General features: G+C 56.6%; 17 protein-coding genes and 1 riboswitch. Of the genes, 11 read left to right on the forward strand and 6 right to left on the reverse strand.

From position 1 onward, the window contains the following. Window position 1: 1 nt before the first annotated feature. Window positions 2-1,264: a hypothetical protein gene (locus V7747_RS09005; RefSeq protein WP_335615706.1), complete on the reverse strand. Its 1,263-nt coding sequence runs from the start codon at window positions 1,262-1,264 to the stop codon at window positions 2-4. 374 nt (window positions 1,265-1,638) lie between these two features. On the opposite strand from V7747_RS09005, the gene rfbB reads away from it, so the two are divergent. The 4 genes from rfbB to rfbD are packed head-to-tail and all read left to right on the forward strand — an operon-like array spanning window position 1,639 to window position 5,044. After that, entirely contained in the window at window positions 1,639-2,742 is a 1,104-nt protein-coding gene (gene rfbB / locus V7747_RS09010; RefSeq protein ID WP_335615707.1) for a dTDP-glucose 4,6-dehydratase, read from the forward strand. Continuing rightward, the gene (gene rfbA / locus V7747_RS09015; protein ID WP_335615708.1) at window positions 2,742-3,620 is read left to right on the forward strand and encodes a glucose-1-phosphate thymidylyltransferase RfbA; all 879 of its coding nucleotides are present in this window, start codon (window positions 2,742-2,744) and stop codon (window positions 3,618-3,620) included. The genes rfbB and rfbA overlap by 1 nt, the downstream gene beginning before the upstream one ends. Beyond that, window positions 3,617-4,159: a dTDP-4-dehydrorhamnose 3,5-epimerase gene (gene rfbC, locus V7747_RS09020; RefSeq protein WP_335615709.1), complete on the forward strand. Its 543-nt coding sequence runs from the start codon at window positions 3,617-3,619 to the stop codon at window positions 4,157-4,159. The genes rfbA and rfbC overlap by 4 nt, the downstream gene beginning before the upstream one ends. Beyond that, the gene (gene rfbD / locus V7747_RS09025; protein ID WP_335615710.1) at window positions 4,160-5,044 is read left to right on the forward strand and encodes a dTDP-4-dehydrorhamnose reductase; all 885 of its coding nucleotides are present in this window, start codon (window positions 4,160-4,162) and stop codon (window positions 5,042-5,044) included. A gap of 8 nt (window positions 5,045-5,052) precedes the next feature. Here the strand turns inward: rfbD and V7747_RS09030 are convergent, their stop codons facing one another. Then, on the reverse strand, window positions 5,053-5,664 hold the full coding sequence (locus V7747_RS09030) for a lipopolysaccharide kinase InaA family protein (RefSeq protein WP_335615711.1): 612 nt from the start codon (window positions 5,662-5,664) through the stop codon (window positions 5,053-5,055). 108 nt (window positions 5,665-5,772) lie between these two features. Here V7747_RS09030 and msbA point away from each other — a divergent pair, with 108 nt between their 5' ends. Both msbA and hldE read left to right on the forward strand, forming a co-directional pair. Then, the gene (gene msbA, locus V7747_RS09035) at window positions 5,773-7,554 is read left to right on the forward strand and encodes a lipid A export permease/ATP-binding protein MsbA (RefSeq protein ID WP_335615712.1); all 1,782 of its coding nucleotides are present in this window, start codon (window positions 5,773-5,775) and stop codon (window positions 7,552-7,554) included. Between the two features lie 52 nt (window positions 7,555-7,606). Then, window positions 7,607-9,037, forward strand: a complete 1,431-nt coding sequence (gene hldE / locus V7747_RS09040) for a bifunctional D-glycero-beta-D-manno-heptose-7-phosphate kinase/D-glycero-beta-D-manno-heptose 1-phosphate adenylyltransferase HldE (RefSeq protein ID WP_335615713.1) — start codon at window positions 7,607-7,609, stop codon at window positions 9,035-9,037. A gap of 15 nt (window positions 9,038-9,052) precedes the next feature. On the opposite strand, the gene V7747_RS09045 is transcribed toward hldE, so the two are convergent. Genes V7747_RS09045 through V7747_RS09055 form a run of 3 tightly spaced genes read right to left on the reverse strand, consistent with a single transcriptional unit; the run spans window position 9,053 to window position 11,907 of the window. Then, window positions 9,053-9,928, reverse strand: coding sequence for a metal ABC transporter ATPase (locus V7747_RS09045; protein ID WP_335615714.1), 876 nt, complete (start codon window positions 9,926-9,928; stop codon window positions 9,053-9,055). Window positions 9,929-9,931: 3 nt separating this feature from the next. Continuing rightward, window positions 9,932-10,750, reverse strand: a complete 819-nt coding sequence (locus V7747_RS09050) for an aldo/keto reductase (protein WP_335615715.1) — start codon at window positions 10,748-10,750, stop codon at window positions 9,932-9,934. Then, window positions 10,729-11,907 (reverse strand): NAD(P)/FAD-dependent oxidoreductase, encoded by a 1,179-nt coding sequence (locus V7747_RS09055; protein WP_335615716.1) that lies wholly within the window; start codon window positions 11,905-11,907, stop codon window positions 10,729-10,731. Before V7747_RS09055 ends, V7747_RS09050 begins: the two co-directional genes overlap by 22 nt. A 162-nt stretch (window positions 11,908-12,069) precedes the next feature. Between V7747_RS09055 and waaA the strand changes: the two genes are divergently transcribed. Continuing rightward, window positions 12,070-13,332, forward strand: coding sequence for a lipid IV(A) 3-deoxy-D-manno-octulosonic acid transferase (gene waaA, locus V7747_RS09060; RefSeq protein WP_335615717.1), 1,263 nt, complete (start codon window positions 12,070-12,072; stop codon window positions 13,330-13,332). A gap of 62 nt (window positions 13,333-13,394) precedes the next feature. Here the strand turns inward: waaA and V7747_RS09065 are convergent, their stop codons facing one another. Further along, window positions 13,395-14,831: a TolC family outer membrane protein gene (locus tag V7747_RS09065; RefSeq protein WP_335615718.1), complete on the reverse strand. Its 1,437-nt coding sequence runs from the start codon at window positions 14,829-14,831 to the stop codon at window positions 13,395-13,397. Window positions 14,832-15,050: 219 nt separating this feature from the next. Next, window positions 15,051-15,150: riboswitch (TPP riboswitch) on the forward strand. A gap of 76 nt (window positions 15,151-15,226) precedes the next feature. On the opposite strand from V7747_RS09065, the gene thiC reads away from it, so the two are divergent. From thiC to cpdA, 4 genes are all read left to right on the forward strand, one after another. Continuing rightward, complete coding sequence (gene thiC, locus V7747_RS09070; protein WP_335615719.1) at window positions 15,227-17,110, forward strand: phosphomethylpyrimidine synthase ThiC; 1,884 nt, start codon at window positions 15,227-15,229, stop codon at window positions 17,108-17,110. Window positions 17,111-17,293: 183 nt separating this feature from the next. Then, window positions 17,294-17,911 carry an NUDIX domain-containing protein gene (locus tag V7747_RS09075; RefSeq protein ID WP_335615720.1) on the forward strand — a complete coding sequence of 206 codons (618 nt, stop codon included), beginning with the start codon at window positions 17,294-17,296 and terminating at the stop codon, window positions 17,909-17,911. Then, window positions 17,908-18,363, forward strand: coding sequence for a DUF1249 domain-containing protein (locus tag V7747_RS09080; protein WP_335615721.1), 456 nt, complete (start codon window positions 17,908-17,910; stop codon window positions 18,361-18,363). The genes V7747_RS09075 and V7747_RS09080 overlap by 4 nt, the downstream gene beginning before the upstream one ends. A 93-nt stretch (window positions 18,364-18,456) precedes the next feature. Then, window positions 18,457-19,269, forward strand: a complete 813-nt coding sequence (gene cpdA / locus V7747_RS09085) for a 3',5'-cyclic-AMP phosphodiesterase (protein ID WP_335615722.1) — start codon at window positions 18,457-18,459, stop codon at window positions 19,267-19,269. Window positions 19,270-19,496: the final 227 nt, after the last annotated feature.

Consider the following 19,496-nt stretch of genomic DNA (forward strand, 5'->3'; position numbering starts at 1 on the left):
ATTACTCCTGTTGCCAATCGAGTTCGGGGGCCACTATTTCCGTATATTTGGAAATGGTGGCACCTAAAATGTAGTCGGCGGCTGCAAGGCCTGAATGTTTTTCGGATAATATGATGCGTAATTCTTGAAGTGTTTTGAAAGTGGGGATTCCAGGTGGCTTAAGTGTACAGTCCGGCGCATCGTATATTGCACATGGTATGTCGTATAGTAAAACGTCGAAGATGCTGGTGCTGTTGAACCCAACGGCTAGCGATATTTTGTTGCTTTCAAGTGTCGTGTCGATGCTGTCACTTGTGTCTATTATGAAGTTGCCAGGTAGTGTGCCTGGAATTATTTTTTCTTTATCTGATATTGGGTGAAGACGAATTATAAATCTTTGGCTTGTGTCTGCGGTTTTTAATATTTCTAATAGCGAAATTGATGAGCTGGTTTCGTCGCGTGGTAAAAGGCATAGTATGTGACTATGATTTGTGTTCGTGGTGCTTGGGTATGCTAAAGGCTTGATTTTTTTTAAATATCCAGCTATGGGCATCTTAAAGTTTGGAGTCCTATTTTCTCTGTCGTAAAATTCAAGTATTTGATTTTTACAAAAAGTGCTCCATACTAATAGTGTTTCTGCCGTTACATTTTCGTAGTTTATTACGTCTAAAGGCACTTCGTTTTTGTAGCTTTGGTATAGTGCGTGCTGTATTGAAAATGTTGGTATTTTGTACGATCTGCATAAAGTGGTAAGAAAGCACTCGGGAATATTTGAGCTGTTGTATGCAATAAGCGTTTTTATTTGTTCGGGTATTTTATGCTTTATAAGAGTTTCATATTGTCTTATTGTATATGTCACTGCCGCTAGAACGTATAGGAAGTGTTTTTTTTCAACCTGTGTTGAACGGGTTATTTTGAGTGCTTCGAAAAGTATTTTTAGAGATGTTCCGTTTTTGTAGTCGGCTTGAATATCGGGTATGTGAACTAGCCTGAATTTAGCTTTCGGGCTGCTAATTCTTTTAGTTATTTGCTCGGCATTTTTTTTATGGTCAATTCTGGGATTGTTCCACGTTAGGATATGACCCGTAAGTTCATTTTTATAGGTGTGCTTAGGTTTTCTCCACAGAAGCTTAATGGCGCCGCGGTATTTTTTTCTATCTGACTTTTTTGAGAAGATGATGTTTGCCAGAATTGCAGAGGCTGGCCCGCATATATCAACGCCTTTGTAAGTTAGGCCGCTTAGTTTTTTTTTGATGTCGGAATATGTTTTAAATTTTGACTGCATACTTGCACACGGTTATCCGCTGTGTTTTGGGCGCGCGTTGGCTTTGGATGTCTGTTTAATCGGCCCTTTAGGCCAATTTATCACATACGGAATTAATAGGCAGCGCCTGTGGTCAGCTCGGGTAGGCTAATTTTATAGCGCTTGAAGCGTTCGACGTTCAACTGGGTTTTTTGTAGAAAATGGACGTTCAAAATTCCGTTGTGAGCAGCAATTTTATTGGATTCGAAGGCTCGGTGGTTTCGCCAGAAGACTTCCGTTCGTGATTGACCTTTAGCGGTTGACGCCCTCCGGGGGCTACGAGACCATTAGTCAAGGCTGGGTATAAAAGCTCACTCCTTTATCGCAAGGTTATAGGTTAACAATTGGATGAGACTGTGGATTTTGATCAAAGAATTCTTGTGACTGGAGGAGCCGGTTTTATAGGCTCTGCGGTCGTTCGCAAGCTTGTTAGCGATACTGCTGCGCAGGTCGCCAATGTCGACGTTTTGACCTACGCGGGCAACCCTGACTCACTTTCTGCTGTCGCAGATTCTGATCGTTATCGTTTTTATCATGTCGATATCTGCGATAGCCAGGCACTGGATGAGGTTTTTGCAGAGTTTTGCCCCACTGCGGTTATGCACTTGGCAGCCGAGTCCCATGTTGATCGCTCGATTGACGGACCCGCTGAGTTCATCCAGACCAACATCCTTGGCACCTACTCGTTGTTGGAGTCCTCCAGACGTTACTGGAGTGGCCTTGCAGGTGATGAGAAGAAGGGTTTCCGCTTTCATCACATCTCGACTGATGAAGTGTATGGCGACTTGCAAGACGATACGTCGCTGTTTACCGAGACGACGCCCTATGCTCCTAGCTCCCCATATTCAGCTTCCAAAGCGAGCTCTGATCACTTGGTTCGCGCCTGGCAACGTACCTATGGCTTTCCGGTTTTGATTACTAACTGCTCTAACAACTACGGCCCGTTTCACTTCCCGGAAAAGCTGATTCCTCACGTTATCCTTAATGCGCTGCACGGTAAGCCGATTCCTGTTTATGGTGATGGCTCGCAAATCCGTGACTGGCTGTATGTTGAGGATCATGCCATAGCGCTGATTCGTGTGCTAGAAGCTGGCAAGATAGGTGAGACTTATAATATCGGCGGGCACAATGAGAAGCGTAATATCGAGGTGGTCGAGACGATCTGCTCGTTGCTGGAGGAATTGGCACCGCAGAAACCAGACGGCGTGGCGCGCTACCGTGATTTGATTACTTTTGTGACAGACCGCCCCGGGCATGATGCGCGCTACGCGATTGATGCTTCCAAGATTCAGCGCGAGTTGGGTTGGGCGCCAGAGGAAACCTTTGACAGTGGTATTCGTAAAACGGTGAGCTGGTATCTGGACAATGAAACTTGGTGGCAGCGCGTATTGAGTGGTGCTTATCAGCTCGGGCGGCTGGGTGAAAGCGCGGCGCCAAGCAAATTCAAAGGAGACGAGTGATGAAGGGCATCATTCTGGCAGGAGGCTCCGGGACTCGATTGCATCCCATAACCCGCGGCGTATCGAAGCAACTGTTGCCTATTTATGATAAGCCGATGATCTACTATCCCCTGTCAGTGCTGATGCTGGCAGGTATTCGCGAAATATTAATTATTTCTACACCTGAAGACCTGCCCAGCTTTCGCAAATTGCTGGGATCGGGCGCAGAGTTTGGTATTGATCTCAGCTACGCGGAGCAGCCATCACCAGACGGTTTGGCGCAAGCGTTTTTGATTGGCGAGGAATTCATTGGCGATAGCAATGTGTGCCTGATTCTCGGTGACAATATTTTTTATGGTTATGGCTTCAGTGCGATGCTTCGCGAGGCGACCGCTCGCAAGCGCGGAGCTACGGTGTTTGGTTATCACGTTAACGATCCAGAGCGCTTTGGTGTGGTGGATTTTGATCAGCAGGGTAAGGCACTGTCCATTGAAGAGAAGCCTGCTCAGCCGAAATCGAACTACGCGGTTACAGGATTGTATTTTTACGACAACCAGATCGTCGACATTGCGCGGCAGGTCAAGCCTTCGCCGCGCGGCGAACTTGAGATTACCGATGTAAACAATGCCTACCTTGAGCGCGGCGAGCTGAATGTGAGCTTGCTCGGCCGTGGCTTTGCCTGGCTGGATACCGGAACCCATGATTCGCTGATGGAGGCGAGTCACTTTGTGCAAACCATTGAGGCCAGACAAGGGTTGAAGGTCGCCTGCCTGGAAGAAATTGCTTTTCGCCAAGGCTGGCTGGGCGCGGACTCTTTACGCACACAAGCGCAGGCTTTAAGCAAAACGGGGTATGGTCAATACCTGCACAGGCTGCTTCAGCAGGAGACGGGTAGGTGAATATTATTGAGACTCCATTGGCAGGCGTTGTGATCATTGAGCCAAGAGTATTTGGCGATGCTCGAGGCTTCTTTATCGAGAGCTTTCAAGATGAACGTTACCGTGACGCAGGGATTGAATTACCTTTTGTTCAGGATAATCAGTCGCGCTCGGTGAAGGGCGTGTTGCGTGGGCTGCATTTTCAGCGCACCGCGCCGCAGGGAAAGCTCGTGCGCGTGAGTCGAGGTTCAGTATGGGACGTAGCGGTCGATATCGACCCATACTCACCGACTTACGGTCAGCATGTGGGCGTAGAGCTCAATGATGAGAATCATCGCCAGATGTGGGTGCCGCCTGGCTACGCCCATGGATTTTGTGTGTTGAGCGATATCGCGGACTTTCAGTACAAGTGCACGGACTACTATCGTCCAGAGGATGAGGGGGCTGTGTTGTGGAATGATCCTGACCTCAATATTCCCTGGCCACTGGAGAACCCTAAGTTGTCTGATAAGGACTTGGGTAATCCTACGTTGCGCCAACTTCTTGAGGGTGAACGCTGAATGCGCGTACTGGTAACCGGTGCCGATGGGCAGGTTGGCACTGAGCTACGCCTGAATGTGCCTGAGTGGGTTGAGTTGATCGCGCTGAATTCCCGTCAACTGGATATTACTGACCTACAGGCCGTTGAGGTATGTATGGCGCAGTATCGGCCGCAGCTTATTATTAACGCTGCCGCTTATACTGCGGTTGATCGTGCGCAGACCGAGCAGCAGCAGGCTCACGCGGTTAATGCATCGGGTCCTGCCAATTTGGCACGTAGTGCTGAAACTGCAGGCGCTGCGTTATTTCATATCTCCACAGACTATGTTTTTGACGGCGTAAGTGAATCCCCTTACGACGAGTCTGCGTTGACAAGCCCGCAAACCGTATATGGCCGCACGAAGCTCGACGGCGAACAAGCCGTTGCCGAACTGTGTACTCGGCACCTGATTTTGCGTACTAGTTGGGTTTTTTCTGCACATGGCGGCAATTTCGTCAAGACCATGCTGCGGTTGGCGTCGGAGCGAGATGTATTGCGCGTAGTGGCCGATCAATACGGTGGGCCGACGTCCGCCAAGTCAATTGCTGCCTGTCTATGGACCCTGGCAAGTGAATATAGAGGCAAGCCAGACAGCTTTTGCTGGGGCCTATTCCACTTCTCGGGCGCGCCCATCAGTAGTTGGTATGGTTTTGCTGAGCATATTGTTGCGGTAGCGGCGCAAGAGGGTCTGATTGAGAAGCGCCCGTTAGTTGAGCCCATTCCCAGTACGGATTTCCCGACGCCGGCGCCGCGCCCCGCGTTCTCGGCGTTGAACTGCGACAAGATCAGAGACTTTCATGCTGTTGAGCTGTCTGATTGGCGTGAGGATCTGAGTGCGGTTTTTGCGACCTTAGGCAGGCTTTAGAGCGGTTTTTAGATCTTAGCCTGCCCTGCTAGGGGCAGAGAGAAAAGCTGCCTTATATCAAACCCGATGTTCTCCCAATCTTGCTCGTAACGCAGCAAGTGCTGGTAGTTTCTCGCGCGCATCCTTTTTGATAAGGGACGGTTAAAGCAACGCATATCGGAGATGTCAATCAAGCCAAACTCGCCCTGCGGCGTCAGAATGATATTTCCTAGATGTAGCGAACGAAAATACACACCTTTGTCGTGCAGGTTGGTAATGAAGGTGGCCAGGTCGCTAAGCAATTCAAGTGCGCTTGTTCCGTGGCTGTTGGTTAACATGTGGCGAAGGGTCTCGCCAGGCAAAGGTGCGTAGTGCACGATCGAGCGATACGGTCGGCGCATCTGAAACACATCGATGACTTGCGGACAGGGTATATTTCTGGCGTTTAGCGCTTTGGTGTTTTGTGCAAAACGTTGCGCGGGCGTGAAAAACACTGTTTTGGAAAACCAGCTTTTTCTTCTGAATAACTTCAGGAAGCTGCCGTCGGCCAGCCGCAGAACCTTGACGCCGTGCGCATCCTGTTCCAGCACGCTGGCGCCAATGCACATTTCCTGAAAGTGATCCCGGCTGAGTGGCTGCATGCTTTTTCCTGATTAAAAACGCCAGTTTATCGCAGATTGCCGTCAGGTGCTTTGTCGTCTTTTAGCTGTGGTAGACTCGCTGCTTGACCCTTCACCCGTGAAAATTCCATGTCAAACGCTCAGAAAGAATCATTCATGCAATCGAGCATACGCATTTATTTGCGATTGCTCGGGTACGTGAAACCTTATTGGATGCCCTTTGCCATTAGTGTTTTTGGCTTTGTGATTTTTGCTTCCAGTCAGCCTGCGATGGCTTGGGTGCTTAAGTATTTTGTGGACGGTCTTAATAGTGGCGGGGACGCGCTGTTTTTTGGCGTGCCTATGATCTGGGGGTTTCCGCTATTTATTATCGCAGTGGCGACCTATCAGGGTATCGGCTCCTTTTTAGGCAACTATTACATCGCTAAAGTATCGCTTGGTGTGGTGCACGATTTGCGCACGGCGCTGTTTGATAACTTTCTGACATTGCCCAATGGTTACTTTGATAATCACAGCTCAGGGCACTTGGTCTCTCGCGTTACCTTTAATGTGACTATGGTGACTGGCGCGGCAACTGACGCGATCAAAGTGATTTTTCGCGAAGGTATGACTGTCATTTTCCTCTTCGGCTACCTGTTATGGATGAACTGGCAGCTCACGCTGGTGCTCATCGCTATCTTGCCGGTCATTGCGGTGATGGTGAACAGCACTAGTAAGAAATTTCGCAATCAGAGCAAGAAGATTCAGACTGCTATGGGCGACGTGACTCATGTGACGTCCGAGACCATCCAAGGGTACCGAGTAGTGCGCAGCTTTGGTGGCGAAACCTACGAAAGTGAGCGCTTTAACAAGGCTAGCGAAAATAACCGCCAGCGCGGTCTGAAGATGACTCGTACCGGCGCGGTTTATACACCAACGCTCCAGTTGGTCACCTATTCGGCTATGGCTATCGTGATGTTTCTGGTGTTGTTTTTGCGTGGCGACGCCTCGGTGGGTGATCTGGTTTCTTACATCACTGCGGCGGGTTTGCTACCCAAGCCGATTCGGCAGCTATCGGAAGTCAGCGCCAACATTCAAAAGGGGATAGCCGCAGCCGAGAGCATCTTCGAGCAGCTCGACGAAGACCCCGAGCTGGACGAAGGCACGCTGGAGCGCGAGAAGGTCAGTGGGCAGATCGATATCTCGGGTCTGAGTTTTACTTACCCGGATACTGACAAGAAGGTGTTGGATGACATTTCACTGTCCATAGCGCCGGGGCAGATGGTCGCACTGGTTGGGCGCTCTGGTAGCGGGAAGTCGACCCTGGCCAACCTGATTCCACGTTTCTACCATCATAATCAGGGGCAGGTGCTGCTCGACGGTGTGCCGATAGAAGACTACCGGCTGCGTAACCTGCGACATCATATTGCCTTGGTGAGTCAGCAGGTCACCCTGTTCAACGATACCATTGCCAACAATATTGCCTACGGTGACCTTGCCGGGGCGCCTCTGGATGACATCAAGGCGGCGGCGGAGGCGGCCTATGCCAAAGAGTTTATCGACATGCTGCCGCAGGGCTTCGACACCTTGGTCGGTGAAAACGGCGTGCTGCTGTCGGGCGGCCAGCGCCAGCGCCTGGCGATTGCCCGTGCGCTGCTCAAGGACGCGCCGGTGCTGATTCTGGACGAGGCCACCTCGGCGCTGGATACGGAGTCTGAACGGCACATTCAGGCGGCGCTGGATCGGGTCATGGAAGGCCGCACAACGCTGGTGATTGCGCATCGTCTGTCTACCATTGAAAAGGCAGATACTATTCTTGTGATGGACCAGGGCCGTATCGTCGAGCGTGGCTCGCATACCGAGCTGCTGGCGCTGAACGGCTATTACGCGCGGCTGCACAGCATGCAGTTTGAAGAAGAGAAGCAAGGCTAACGAGCAACGCTCCGGCGCTTTATGCCGGACTCGGATACAGGTAACAGATACGATGAAATTGACCATGCCCCGTTTCGATTCCGCGCCTGTTCTGGTGGTCGGGGATGTGATGCTGGACCGCTATTGGCATGGCCCTACGCACCGGATCTCACCGGAGGCGCCGGTGCCGGTGGTCAAGGTCGAGCAGATTGAAGACCGTCCCGGTGGCGCTGGCAACGTGGCATTGAACATTTCCGCGCTGGGCGCGCCAGCCTGGCTTGTCGGCGTAACCGGTCAGGATGAGGCTGCCGAGAGTCTGCAGCAGAGGCTGAATGCCGCAGGCGTGTATTGCGATTTCCAGCAATGCGCGGGCCAGCCGACCATTACCAAGCTGCGGGTGATGAGCCGCCACCAGCAGTTGATACGCTTGGATTTTGAGGAGCGTTTTGAAACCGACGCCGAGGCGTTGTTGGCATCCGTGGCTGGCTTGCTGGACAAGGTGAAGGTGCTGGTGCTGTCGGACTACGGTAAGGGCGCACTGGTCAACCATCAGGCGCTGATCCAGCTGGCGCGTGAACACGGTGTGCCGGTACTGGCCGACCCCAAGGGCAGCGATTTTTCGATCTACCGTGGAGCCAGCCTGATTACGCCCAATCTGTCGGAATTCGAAGCGGTGGTCGGCCGCTGCGCCAGTGAGCAGGAACTGGTGGAGAAGGGTATGGAGTTGGTGACCGAATTGCAGCTGGATGCGCTGTTGGTGACGCGCAGTGAGCAGGGTATGACTCTGCTGCGCGCCGATGAGCCGGCGCTGCACCTGCCGGCCCGGGCACTGGAAGTATTCGACGTCACTGGTGCCGGCGATACCGTGATTTCCACCCTCGCTGCCGCGCTGGCGGCGGGTGAAAGTCTGCCCAGCGCGGTAGCCTTGTCCAATATTGCGGCAGGAATTGTCATCGGCAAGTTAGGTACTGCGGCCATCAGCGCCCCGGAGCTGCGTCGCGCCGTCCAGCGGGAGCAGGGCAGCGAGCGCGGTGTGGTGGGTGTTGAGCAACTATTGCAGGCGTTGGAGGATGCACGCGCGCACGGCGAGCGTATCGTTTTCACCAATGGTTGTTTCGACATTATCCATGCCGGACACGTTGGCTATCTTGAAGAGGCGCGCAGCCAGGGTGATCGCCTGATTGTGGCGATCAACGACGATGCGTCGGTCACCCGTTTAAAGGGGCCTGGCAGGCCGATAAACAGCGTCGAGAGGCGCATGACGGTGCTTGCCGGCCTTGGCGCGGTGGACTGGGTGATCAGCTTCAGCGAAGACACACCCGAGCGTCTGCTTGAGCAGGTCAAGCCGGACGTGTTGGTCAAGGGTGGTGATTACAACGTGGGGCAGGTGGTCGGCGCGCCGATTGTTCAGGCCTACGGTGGTGAGGTAAAGGTGCTCAATTTTGTTGAGAGCTGCTCGACCACAGCGATCGTGGAAAAAATCCGCGAGCGTGATCAAGGCTGACTCTGCATCGGGCGCCTAGCGCTGGCAGAGCCCGGTCTGCCAGCTGCAGTGCGGCGCCTCTACCACCCAGCCCTGCTGGACGGCGAAAGCCTCGCTGAGCGTCATGCCGGCGGTATCCTGGGGTACCAACTCGCCTTGCTGCAAAGTGAACAGATGGCCGTTCGCGGCGCCGTTCTGATATTCAGCGAGGAATAGCTCGGGCCGCTGATAGTCCATTTGCGCTACCAGTTCTCCGCTATCCTCATCCAGAAACTCGTCGGTATGCAGCAGTGAAAGACGCTGCGCCGATGCCGGCAGGTGCAGTTGCAACTGATACACCAGTTGCAGTGAATTACTGGGGAGATGCACATAAGCGCGGGGCCGCTCCAGTAGATTCAGTTCGCGGCACAGAACGGGTCTGTTTGTGCTGCTGCGAGAGGTCAGCAGAAACACCTGCTCCTCATCCAGCGCCAGGCTATCGGCATAGGGAGTCGGCAGCCAAGTGTCCTGATACCGCCCCTGCAGCCAGCCTGATTCGGTTTCAACCAATAGCTCTTCGGCTATCTCGGTCATCGCGGTGAGCAGCGGAACGCGCAGCTCGTGGGCCGGTACGTAGCCTGATAGTAATTTGAGTACGTTGTCGCCGTGATCGGGACGATCCTGGCGTACCAGCAAACGAAAATCGCGCTCTTGCCAGTTCAGATACAAATCGACTGAGACGCCGAGGTTGGCCACCGTCAGATCAAAGCTGTCAGGGTCGTTTACCGCGACTGGCTGGCGACGCGCCTGCATCTCGGCAAAACTCAGCGGGTTACCAATCGGGTTGTAACGCAGCACTTCGGCGCTGGCCTGTACCTGAAGGGCCTGAGTCTTGAAAATGATGGGGCTCTTGCGTGCAACGATCAGGGTCATGCGTTACTCCTGTTGCTCGAGTACCGCGGCAGCGGCCTGCACATTCTGCTCGAGATGGTGCGGGGTGATGGTACCGATAATGGCGCTGGTCACTGCCCGGTGCCCAAGTACCAGACGTAATCCTTGCTGTACCGGGTCTTCGCCATCCAGGCAAAGATGACCACTGGCCAGCGCTTTTTTGATCAGGATGCCCTTGTTGTGTGACAGGGCAAAGTCGAGCACCGGGCGTTCGCCCTGCTCGTTAAGGTTATAGGTGACCATGGCGCAGTCGCCCTGTTGCAATGCGCGAATACCGCCCTCAATAGTCTTGCCGGAGAAACCGAACGCGCGAATCAGCCCTTGCTGCTTGAGTTGTTGCAGTGTGGGGTAGACCTCGTCGTCCAGCACTTTCAGGTCGTTGCCATCGGAGTGCACCAGCACCATGTCCAGGTAATCGGTATGCAGGCGGCGTAACGAACGCTCGATAGAATGCCGGGTATGGGCAGCGCTGAAGTCGAAGCTGGACAACCCGGCGCTGAATTCTTCGCCAACCTTGGTACATATCAGCCAATTCTTGCGCTGCCCTTCCAGCAAGGGGCCGAGCCGTTCTTCGCTGGTGCCATAGGCGGGTGCAGTGTCTAGCAGGTTGATGCCCAGGTCCTGTGCTTGGGCCAGTAGATTGTGAATTTGCTGATCCGAGGGCAGATCGAAGCTGCTGGGGTATTTCACGCCCTGGTTACGACCGAACTTGACGGTGCCCAGCCCCAGTGGTGACAGCTGCAGGCCGGTGTCGCCCAAGGCGCGGTAGTAGGGACGCAGCGTCATGGGAAACAGATATCCCATACCGGCGCGGACACCTTGGGCCGCGGCAGCTCGCTGGCGGGTTCAGCGTTGGTAGTGGGCTTTATCTGCTGCGCCTCCAGCATTTCAATTACCTGATCCGCGAGGTTAGGCGCCAGGGCCAGCTTGGTTGGCCAACTGATCAACGCGTTGCCGACCGCTTGTACAAACGCCGTGTCGGGTCTGACTAGGCCACTCTGCGCAGGCTCGGCGCGGTTCACCGGCAAGGTCGTCCAGCGTGTGCCCTCCAGCGAAACCCAGGGCAGTAGGTCCTGCAGCTCACGCTTGGCTTTGCTGATCAACTCGTCGGGCCCCTGACCGGCACCTTGCTCTGCCAGGTCACCTCCCAGATACCAGCACCATTGGCCGTCGGCGCAGGGGTGTGTGGTGACCGTCAGGCGGGGTTTGGGGCTGCTGCCCAGACAGTGAGCAAACAGTGGCGGCAGTGCCGGACCCTTTACCAGAACCATCTGCAGGGGGCGGCGCTGCATGGCGGGCTCGGCCTGCTGCCAATCGTTAAGCAGCGATTCGGTGCCTTCACCGGCGCTGAGGATGTAGCGCTGTGCCTTGATCTGATGTTGTTGCAGACGTACCGCTTCAATACCGCCATCGGCGGCGCGCAACAAATGAGGCGAGCTGTCGGAAATCAGGCTGTCGCCGGCCAGTTCGGCAAGGCGCTGCACCACAGCGGGCACGTCGATAACCAGTTCGGCCAACTGATAGACCTTGCCCTTGAAGGCGCGGTCGGCAAACACGCGGGGGAGTTGCTTGCCCTTGATCTGCTCTACGCGTCCGCGCAGGGCCTTGCTGGCAAAGAAACCGGCCAGATTGCTGATCAGGCTGCCTGGCGACCACAAGTAGTGATGCTCGGAGAGCACGCGCACACCCTGCAGGTCGAGCTCGCCGGTGCCGGCCAGGCAGGCGCGCCAGCGTTCAGGCATGTCGGCGATGGCCTCGGCGGCGCTGCTCAGCTTGCCGTTGAGCGCATACTTGGTGCCGCCGTGAATGATGCCCTGGGATTTGACGCTTTGACCGCCGCCCAAAGCGCCGCGTTCGACCAGCAAGGTGCTGTAACCGAGTTGGCGCAGACGGGCGTTGAGCCAGAGGCCGGCGATACCGCCGCCAAGGATACAGATGTCGGTTTCGAGGGTTGTGCTCATGGGCTCCCGGTGCTTTAGTCAAGATGGCTTGCGGGTTGCACAGCGCCGGAATCTGCTTATCCGAGACTGTTGCCCCCGCGCGGCAAAGCCCTAGTATAGACATTGCCGGGCCCACTGGTCACATCTGCTACGCTATGCCGCGCCGGCTCACAGGAAGAAACCATGATACGCACGCTATACAGCCTTTTCTTTACCCTTTGTATGCCGTTGGTACTGCTGCGGTTGCTTTACCGTGCCTGGCGCGCGCCAGCGTATGCCAAGCGCTGGTCAGAGCGTTTTGCGCTGGGTGGCGATATTCGTAGCGGTGGTATTTGGGTCCATGCGGTGTCCGTTGGAGAGAGTATTGCTGCCGCACCCATGGTGCGGGAGCTGCTCAAGCGCTACCCGGCATTGCCAATCACCATCACCTGTATGACGCCAACCGGCTCCGAGCAGATCCGCAAATTGTTTGGCGGGCAGGTGGGGCATGCCTATCTGCCATACGACTTGCCCTGGCTGCAGCGGCGCCTGTTGCGCAAGCTGAAACCGCGCGTGGGCATCATCATGGAAACCGAGCTTTGGCCGAATCTGGTGGCGGAGTGCAAGCAGGCTGGGGTGCCCTTGGTACTGGCCAACGCGCGCCTCTCCGAGCGCTCGGCCAACGGCTATCAGCGCGTCAGCTGGTTGGTGCGGCCGATGTTCGCCGCGCTGGACTGGGTGGCGGTACAGAGCCAGGCTGAGGCGCGACGTTTTGCGGCGCTGGGCGTGGATAAATCGGAGATGACGGTTACCGGCAGTATCAAATTTGATTTTCGTCCGGCGAGTGAGCTGCTGGCGCAGGCTGCGAACCTGCGTGCGGAATGGGGCGGTCGGCCAGTATGGATTGCTGCCAGTACCCACGCAGGTGAAGATGAGCAGATCCTGCGTGCGCATCAGAACCTGCTGCGCCAGTTGCCCGATGCGCTGCTTATATTGGTGCCTCGTCATCCTGAGCGTTTCGATGGTGTCGCCCGGTTGGTCAGTGACGCAGGTCTGGCGCAGGTTAGGCGCAGCCAGGGTGGTACGCCGGCGGCGACCGATGCGGTGTTGCTGGGCGATACCATGGGCGAGCTGGTCATGCTCTACGCCTGCGCCGACGTGGCGTTTGTTGGCGGCTCACTGGTGCTCAATGGCGGGCACAACTACCTGGAACCGGCGGCATTGGGCTTGCCGGTGCTGTCTGGGCCGCACCGTTTCAATTTTGTCGAGATCAGTGACCTACTGCAGGGGGCGGGTGCCTTGCAGGTAGTGGCCGATGCGTCGGCACTGGAGCAGGCGGTACTGCAGTTGCTGAGCGATGCCAGGCTGCGTGAGCAGGCCGGCAGCGCCGGCAAGGCGGTCGTTGAGGCCAATCAGGGTGCGCTTGAGTTATTGCTGCAGGGTATCGGACAACGGCTCCAGCACTGAGGGTGGTAAGTAACAAAAAAGGCGCCCCGGGGCGCCTTTTTTGTTTGGTAAATGATCTCAGCTCAGAAAGTGGAGCGATCGAGTTGCTCATCTGCCGGTGTGGCCGGGGCTTGGCGCCCCATCGACATGCGCTCGATTTCTTCCTCGGTGGGTTCCGGGATGAAGTCGCGGTCTGGGTCGTAGTCCGGAATCAACCATTTCGACAGTTCTTCCAGGTCCTGCGGGCTCAGGGTGCCAGCGGCCTGTTTCAGGCTGAGGTTGTCGATGATGTAGTTGTAACGCACGGTGTTGTAGTCGCGCACCGTACGGAACAGGTTGCGCTGCGCTTCGAGTACATCCACCACGTTGCGGGTGCCTACCTCGTAACCGGTTTGCGTCGCATCCAGCGCTGCCTTGGCCGAAACGATGGCCTGGCGGCGGGCATCCACCTCTTCAACGCTAGAGGTCACGGTGCGATAGAGGTTGCGAGTGCTTTCCACCACTCGGCGCAGCTGCGCCTCGCTGAGCTGTTCTGCCTGGGTCAAGCGGTAGGTGGACTCACGCACCTGCGATGTAGTCAGGCCACCGGTGAACAGCGGCATGCTCAGTTCTACGCCAAAACTGGTCAGCTCGGTGTCGAATGCGTTCTGACCGGCGCGGGCGACTTCGGCACCACCATTGTTATCGTTGTAGCGCACAAAGGCATCGACCACGGGGGCATAGCCGGCTTTGCTGCTACGCAGGCCGTCCTCAGCACTGCTGATTGCATAACGGGACGCCATCAGGTTGAGATTTTGCGCCGAGGCGGTTTCTACCCATTCCTGCAGGTTGGCTGGTGCGGGCGGCAGTACCGGTAGTTCGTGGCTGATGCCATACAGGCTTTGGTAGTCCTGGTTGGTCAACCGGGTCAGTGCCTGGTAGCTGACGTCCAGATTGGTCTGGGCGGTCAGTCGTGCGGCGCGCGAACTGTCATAACCGGCGCGTGCTTCGAGCACGTCGGTGCGGGCAGACAGGCCGACATCAAAACGCTCCTGGGCCTGCTCCAGCTGACGTTCGAAGGCGTCTTCCTCGGCTTTAGCGGTGGCCAGGTTGTCGGAGGCGCGCAGCACATTGAAGTAGGCTTGGGATACTTCCAAAATGAGATTCTGCTGCGTAGCGGAAAACTCCAGCTCGGCCTGCTGGCTCAGTGATTTGGCAGACTGATAGTCGAACCAGCGGTTGGCGCGAAACAGCGGCTGGGTCAGGCTGGCCTGGTAGTAGTGCGTGCTGTACTCATCGCCACCCACACCATTGATCTCCAGGTCTTCCTTCGCGGCGCCGGCGCCAATGCCGATGTTGGGCAGCAGCTGCGAGCGGGCCTGCGGTAACGCCTCCTGCCGGGCTCTGGCATCTGCCTGGGCGGCGGCCAGATCGGCGTTGTTCAGCAATGCTTCCTGGTAGATGGTCATCAGATCGGTATTGGCGGCTACAGGGCTAGAAACGCCGGCAAGCAACAGGGCAGCAAACAGGGGGCGCAGCATGCATGAATCCTTCGCATGGTTGGAGTAATCAACCAAGGCTAAAGAGCCGATGTCCCGGGGTCAAGCAATGCATTGGGCCTCTGGTGGAACAAAGTGTTTTTACGGCTGGGGGCGACCCGATACTGGCGGCTGGTCGGCTGAGCACTGTTTGCCGCGCTTCAGGAAAATAGCCGGGTTTCGTGGCTTGCTGGTGGGCGCGGGAGCTTCTAGACTGTGCCCGACATCTTGACGGGGTGCTGCCGCAAACGCGGGGGCTGAGATAATACCCGTTGAACCTGAACCGGTTAGCACCGGCGTAGGAATCGAGATAAGTGCCTGCACTCCTGCCGCGAAAGCGTGCGGGGCGCGCGGCCTTTTCGGTTCCCTGCGAAACCCAAACGCAGTGGAGCATAACAATGAACAGCAGATTGCCTGATACCGCCATCGCCACGTCCGGGGCCGATAGCGCCGCCACCCAGCCTTTCCCCAACTCCCGCAAGATCTATGTTCAGGGCTCACGCCCGGACATTCGTGTGCCCATGCGCGAAATCAGCCTGGCCGATACCCAGACCGACAAGGGCAACGAACCCAATGCTCCGGTACTGGTATATGACACCTCCGGTCCCTACACCGACCCGGCGGTAAAGATTGACCTGCGTGCCGGATTGGCAGACGTGCGTGGCCCCTGGATTGACGCGCGTGGCGACACCGAGGTCTTGCCGGGCCTGAGTTCTGAGTTCGGCAGTGCCCGTCTGTCCGATCCATCATTGGACCATATGCGCTTTGCCCACGTACGCACGCCGCGCCGGGCGCTGCCCGGACGCAACGTCAGCCAGATGCACTATGCGCGCCGCGGCATCATCACGCCGGAGATGGAATACATCGCTATCCGTGAAAATATGAAGCTGGCCGAGGCGCGCGCTGCTGGACTGTTGCAGGATCAACACTCAGGGCACAGTTTTGGTGCCAGTGTGCCGAAGGAAATCACGCCCGAATTTGTGCGCGACGAGGTGGCCCGAGGCCGCGCCATCATCCCGGCCAACATCAACCATACTGAGCTGGAGCCGATGATTATCGGCCGCAATTTCCTGGTGAAGATCAACGGTAACATCGGCAACTCGGCACTCGGCTCGTCTATCGAAGAAGAAGTGGAAAAGATGACCTGGGGCATTCGCTGGGGCTCGGATACGGTGATGGACCTGTCTACCGGCAAAAACATTCACGAAACCCGTGAATGGATCATCCGCAACTCACCTGTCCCCATCGGCACCGTGCCTATCTATCAGGCGCTGGAGAAGGTCGATGGTATTGCGGAGAATCTGACTTGGGAGATCTTCCGCGACACCCTGATCGAGCAGGCTGAGCAGGGCGTTGATTATTTCACCATTCACGCCGGCGTGTTGCTGCGTTACGTACCCATGACGGCCAAGCGGGTAACCGGTATCGTCTCGCGGGGTGGTTCGATCATGGCCAAGTGGTGCCTGGCGCATCACCAGGAAAACTTCCTCTATACCCATTTCGAAGACATCTGCGAAATCATGAAGGCCTACGACGTGTCCTTCTCGCTGGGCGATGGTTTGCGCCCCGGCTCGATTGCCGACGCCAATGACGAAGCGCAGTTCGGTGAGCTGGAAACCTTGGGCGAGCTGACCAAGCTGGCCTGGAAGCACGATGTGCAGTGCATGATCGAAGGGCCGGGGCATGTGCCCATGCAGCTGATCAAGGAGAACATGGACAAACAGCTCGAATGCTGTGACGAAGCTCCCTTCTATACCCTGGGGCCGCTGACCACGGACATCGCTCCGGGTTACGACCACATCACCTCTGGGATTGGCGCCGCCATGATTGGTTGGTTCGGTTGCGCCATGCTCTGTTACGTGACGCCCAAGGAGCACCTCGGACTGCCGAACCGTGATGACGTCAAGACCGGTATTATCACCTACAAGATCGCAGCCCACGCGGCGGACTTGGCCAAGGGGCACCCCGGCGCACAGATTCGCGACAACGCCCTGAGCAAGGCGCGCTTCGAGTTCCGCTGGGAAGATCAGTTCAACCTGGGCCTGGATCCGGATACCGCACGTGCGTTCCATGACGAGACCCTGCCCAAGGATTCGGCCAAGGTCGCGCATTTTTGCTCCATGTGTGGCCCCAAGTTCTGCTCCATGAAGATCACGCAGGAGGTGCGTGATTACGCTGCGGCACAGCGCATTAAGGCGGTGGATATGGCGGTAGAGGAGGGCATGCAGGCCAAATCGCAGGAGTTTCGCGCCACCGGCTCCCAGCTATATCAGAAAGTCTGAGGCGTTAGGCAGCCAGTCGGGTACTGGTTGCCGAAAGCTTGCCGACGCCCCTGCAGATATGCGAGTTTAGAGGCTTGGTCGCGGTTTCGGGCAGCCATTGCCCGTCCTGCTGCGAGCCACTTTAATTACTGTTCACGCATGTTGTGCCGCGGCCCTTGGTCAGGCACAACCCTTGGGGGTTATGTGACGGAGTTTACCCGTGCCGATGTCGAGGTGCTGGATCGGCAGACCGGATTCAAGGGTTTCTATCGCCTGGATGTGCTGACCCTTCGCCATCGCCTATTCAATGGCGGCTGGGGGCCGGCTCTGAGGCGCGAGCTTTTTGTGCGTCATGACGCGGTATGCGTATTGCCTTACGATCCTTGGCTCGACCGTGTGGTACTGATCGAGCAGGTGCGGGTAGGCGCCCTCGACAAGAGCGAGCGTCCTTGGATGCTGGAGCTGGTCGCCGGGCTGATCGATAAAGACGAATCCCCCGAGCAGGTGGCGCACCGCGAGGCTGAGGAAGAAGCCGGCCTGCAATTGATGGAACTGATCCCGATCATCCGTTATTTCCCTTCGCCTGGTGGCAGCGACGAGCAGGTTCATCTTTACCTGGCAACGGTGGATAGCCGTGGCGCCGGCGGTGTGCACGGCCTGGAAGAGGAGGGGGAGGATATACGCGTGAGCCTATGGCCTCGGCCGGAGGCCGTCGCGGCTCTGTCCAGCGGTCGAATCGATAACGCAGCCACCATCATTGCACTGCAATGGCTTGAAACGCAGGCCGCGCAGCTGCGCGCGAGTGCGGGGCCGCAGCCATGAATTTATTGCGCAAACCACGCTACCGGGTCGACCTGATCGGGTTGCAGGCGCTGTGTGAAACCAATTACTGGCGCTTGCTCAAGCTGATGCCTGCCATGCATGAGCAGGACGAGCGACGCATTGCTCTGGACGCTGGCGACGGTCAGCCCCAGGCCTTGCAGATGCGCGTGCTGGAGCGCTGTCGTTATACTTCTACGCTGCTGCTCGCGCACGAGCGCAGGCATGAGTGGGTAACCCCGCCTAGTATGGAGGTGCGCTTGTATCACGACGCCGGCCTGGCCGAGGTGGTGGCGGCTTATAACAGTCGGCGTTTTCGAGGTGTTTACCCTTACCCCAACGAGCAGATGTTGCAGCCTGATGAGAAATACCAGCTCAATCAGTTTCTTGGGGAGTGGCTTGGCTATTGTCAGCGGCATGGTCAAAGTGCGCAGCCGTTTTCCTTTGTGCAGTGACTGCCTGCGCGGCGGCTGTGACCCAGTCGCTGGAATCTGCTCGCAGCTGCGTTCATGATTGGCGCCGGAAAGGAAATCAGGAATGGAGTTTCCATGTCGTTAGCAGAATCGGCAGGCACCGATTATGTCTGCATAGTGCAGTTGACCGACAGCCACTTGTTTGCCCGTGACAGCGGAGACCTGTTGGGGTTGGATACGCTCGACAGTCTGAATTCGGTTATCGATCTGGTACTGAATGAAATAGTTCGTATGGATTTGGTGTTGGCTACCGGGGATATCGCCCAGGATGGCAGTGAAGACGCTTACCGGCGCTTTATTGCCGCGAGCCTGCGGTTGCCCGCGCCCTGTCACTGGATCCCCGGCAATCACGACGATGCGACGCTGATGCAGCGGCTGGGCAATGCCTCCGGGCTGAGCCGCGACTGGGTTGATATCGGCAATTGGCGGATCGTGTTGCTGGACTCGAGCCTCGCCGGGTCGGTCGCGGGCTATCTGGCTGACAGCCAGTTACAACGTCTGGACGATGCACTGGCCACTGCGGGTGAGCGCCACCTTATGGTGTGTCTGCATCACCACCCGGTAGACATCGGCTGTGGCTGGATGCAGCCCATCGGGTTGCATAATACGGATGCGCTGTTCGACCGACTTAGTGGGCAGGGCGCCGTCAAGGCGATATTGTGGGGCCATGTGCACCAGGAGTTTGACGGCGTGTGGCAAGGCGCCAGACTGCTCGCCACGCCTTCTACTTGCGTACAGTTCGCTGCTGACAGTCGCGATTTCGCGACCGATACCTTGGCACCGGGTTATCGCTGGCTGCGTTTGTACGACGATGGTCAATTGGAAACCGGCGTCTCCCGGCTTCCGGCCGGAAGTTATCTCCCCGACCCCGATGCAGAAGGCTACTGAGCCGGCGCCGACCGTCGCGGTTGCCCGGGGTACGCCGTGGTCTCCCAGCCCCTCCTCTGTCGGTCAGTTTGATCGGCGAACGGCGCGTCGCTGCCATTGGCAGTGGCGGCGCCGGACAGATACTATGTGTCGCAGATTACCGTCTCGCAGAATAGCCGTCAGGTACGGCTTTCATCGCGGCCTCAGCTATGCCGGCCGCGGCATGAAGAACAAGGAAAACCGCCAAG

The sequence above is a fragment of the Halopseudomonas sp. genome (assembly GCF_036960865.1).
Lineage (GTDB): Bacteria > Pseudomonadota > Gammaproteobacteria > Pseudomonadales > Pseudomonadaceae > Halopseudomonas.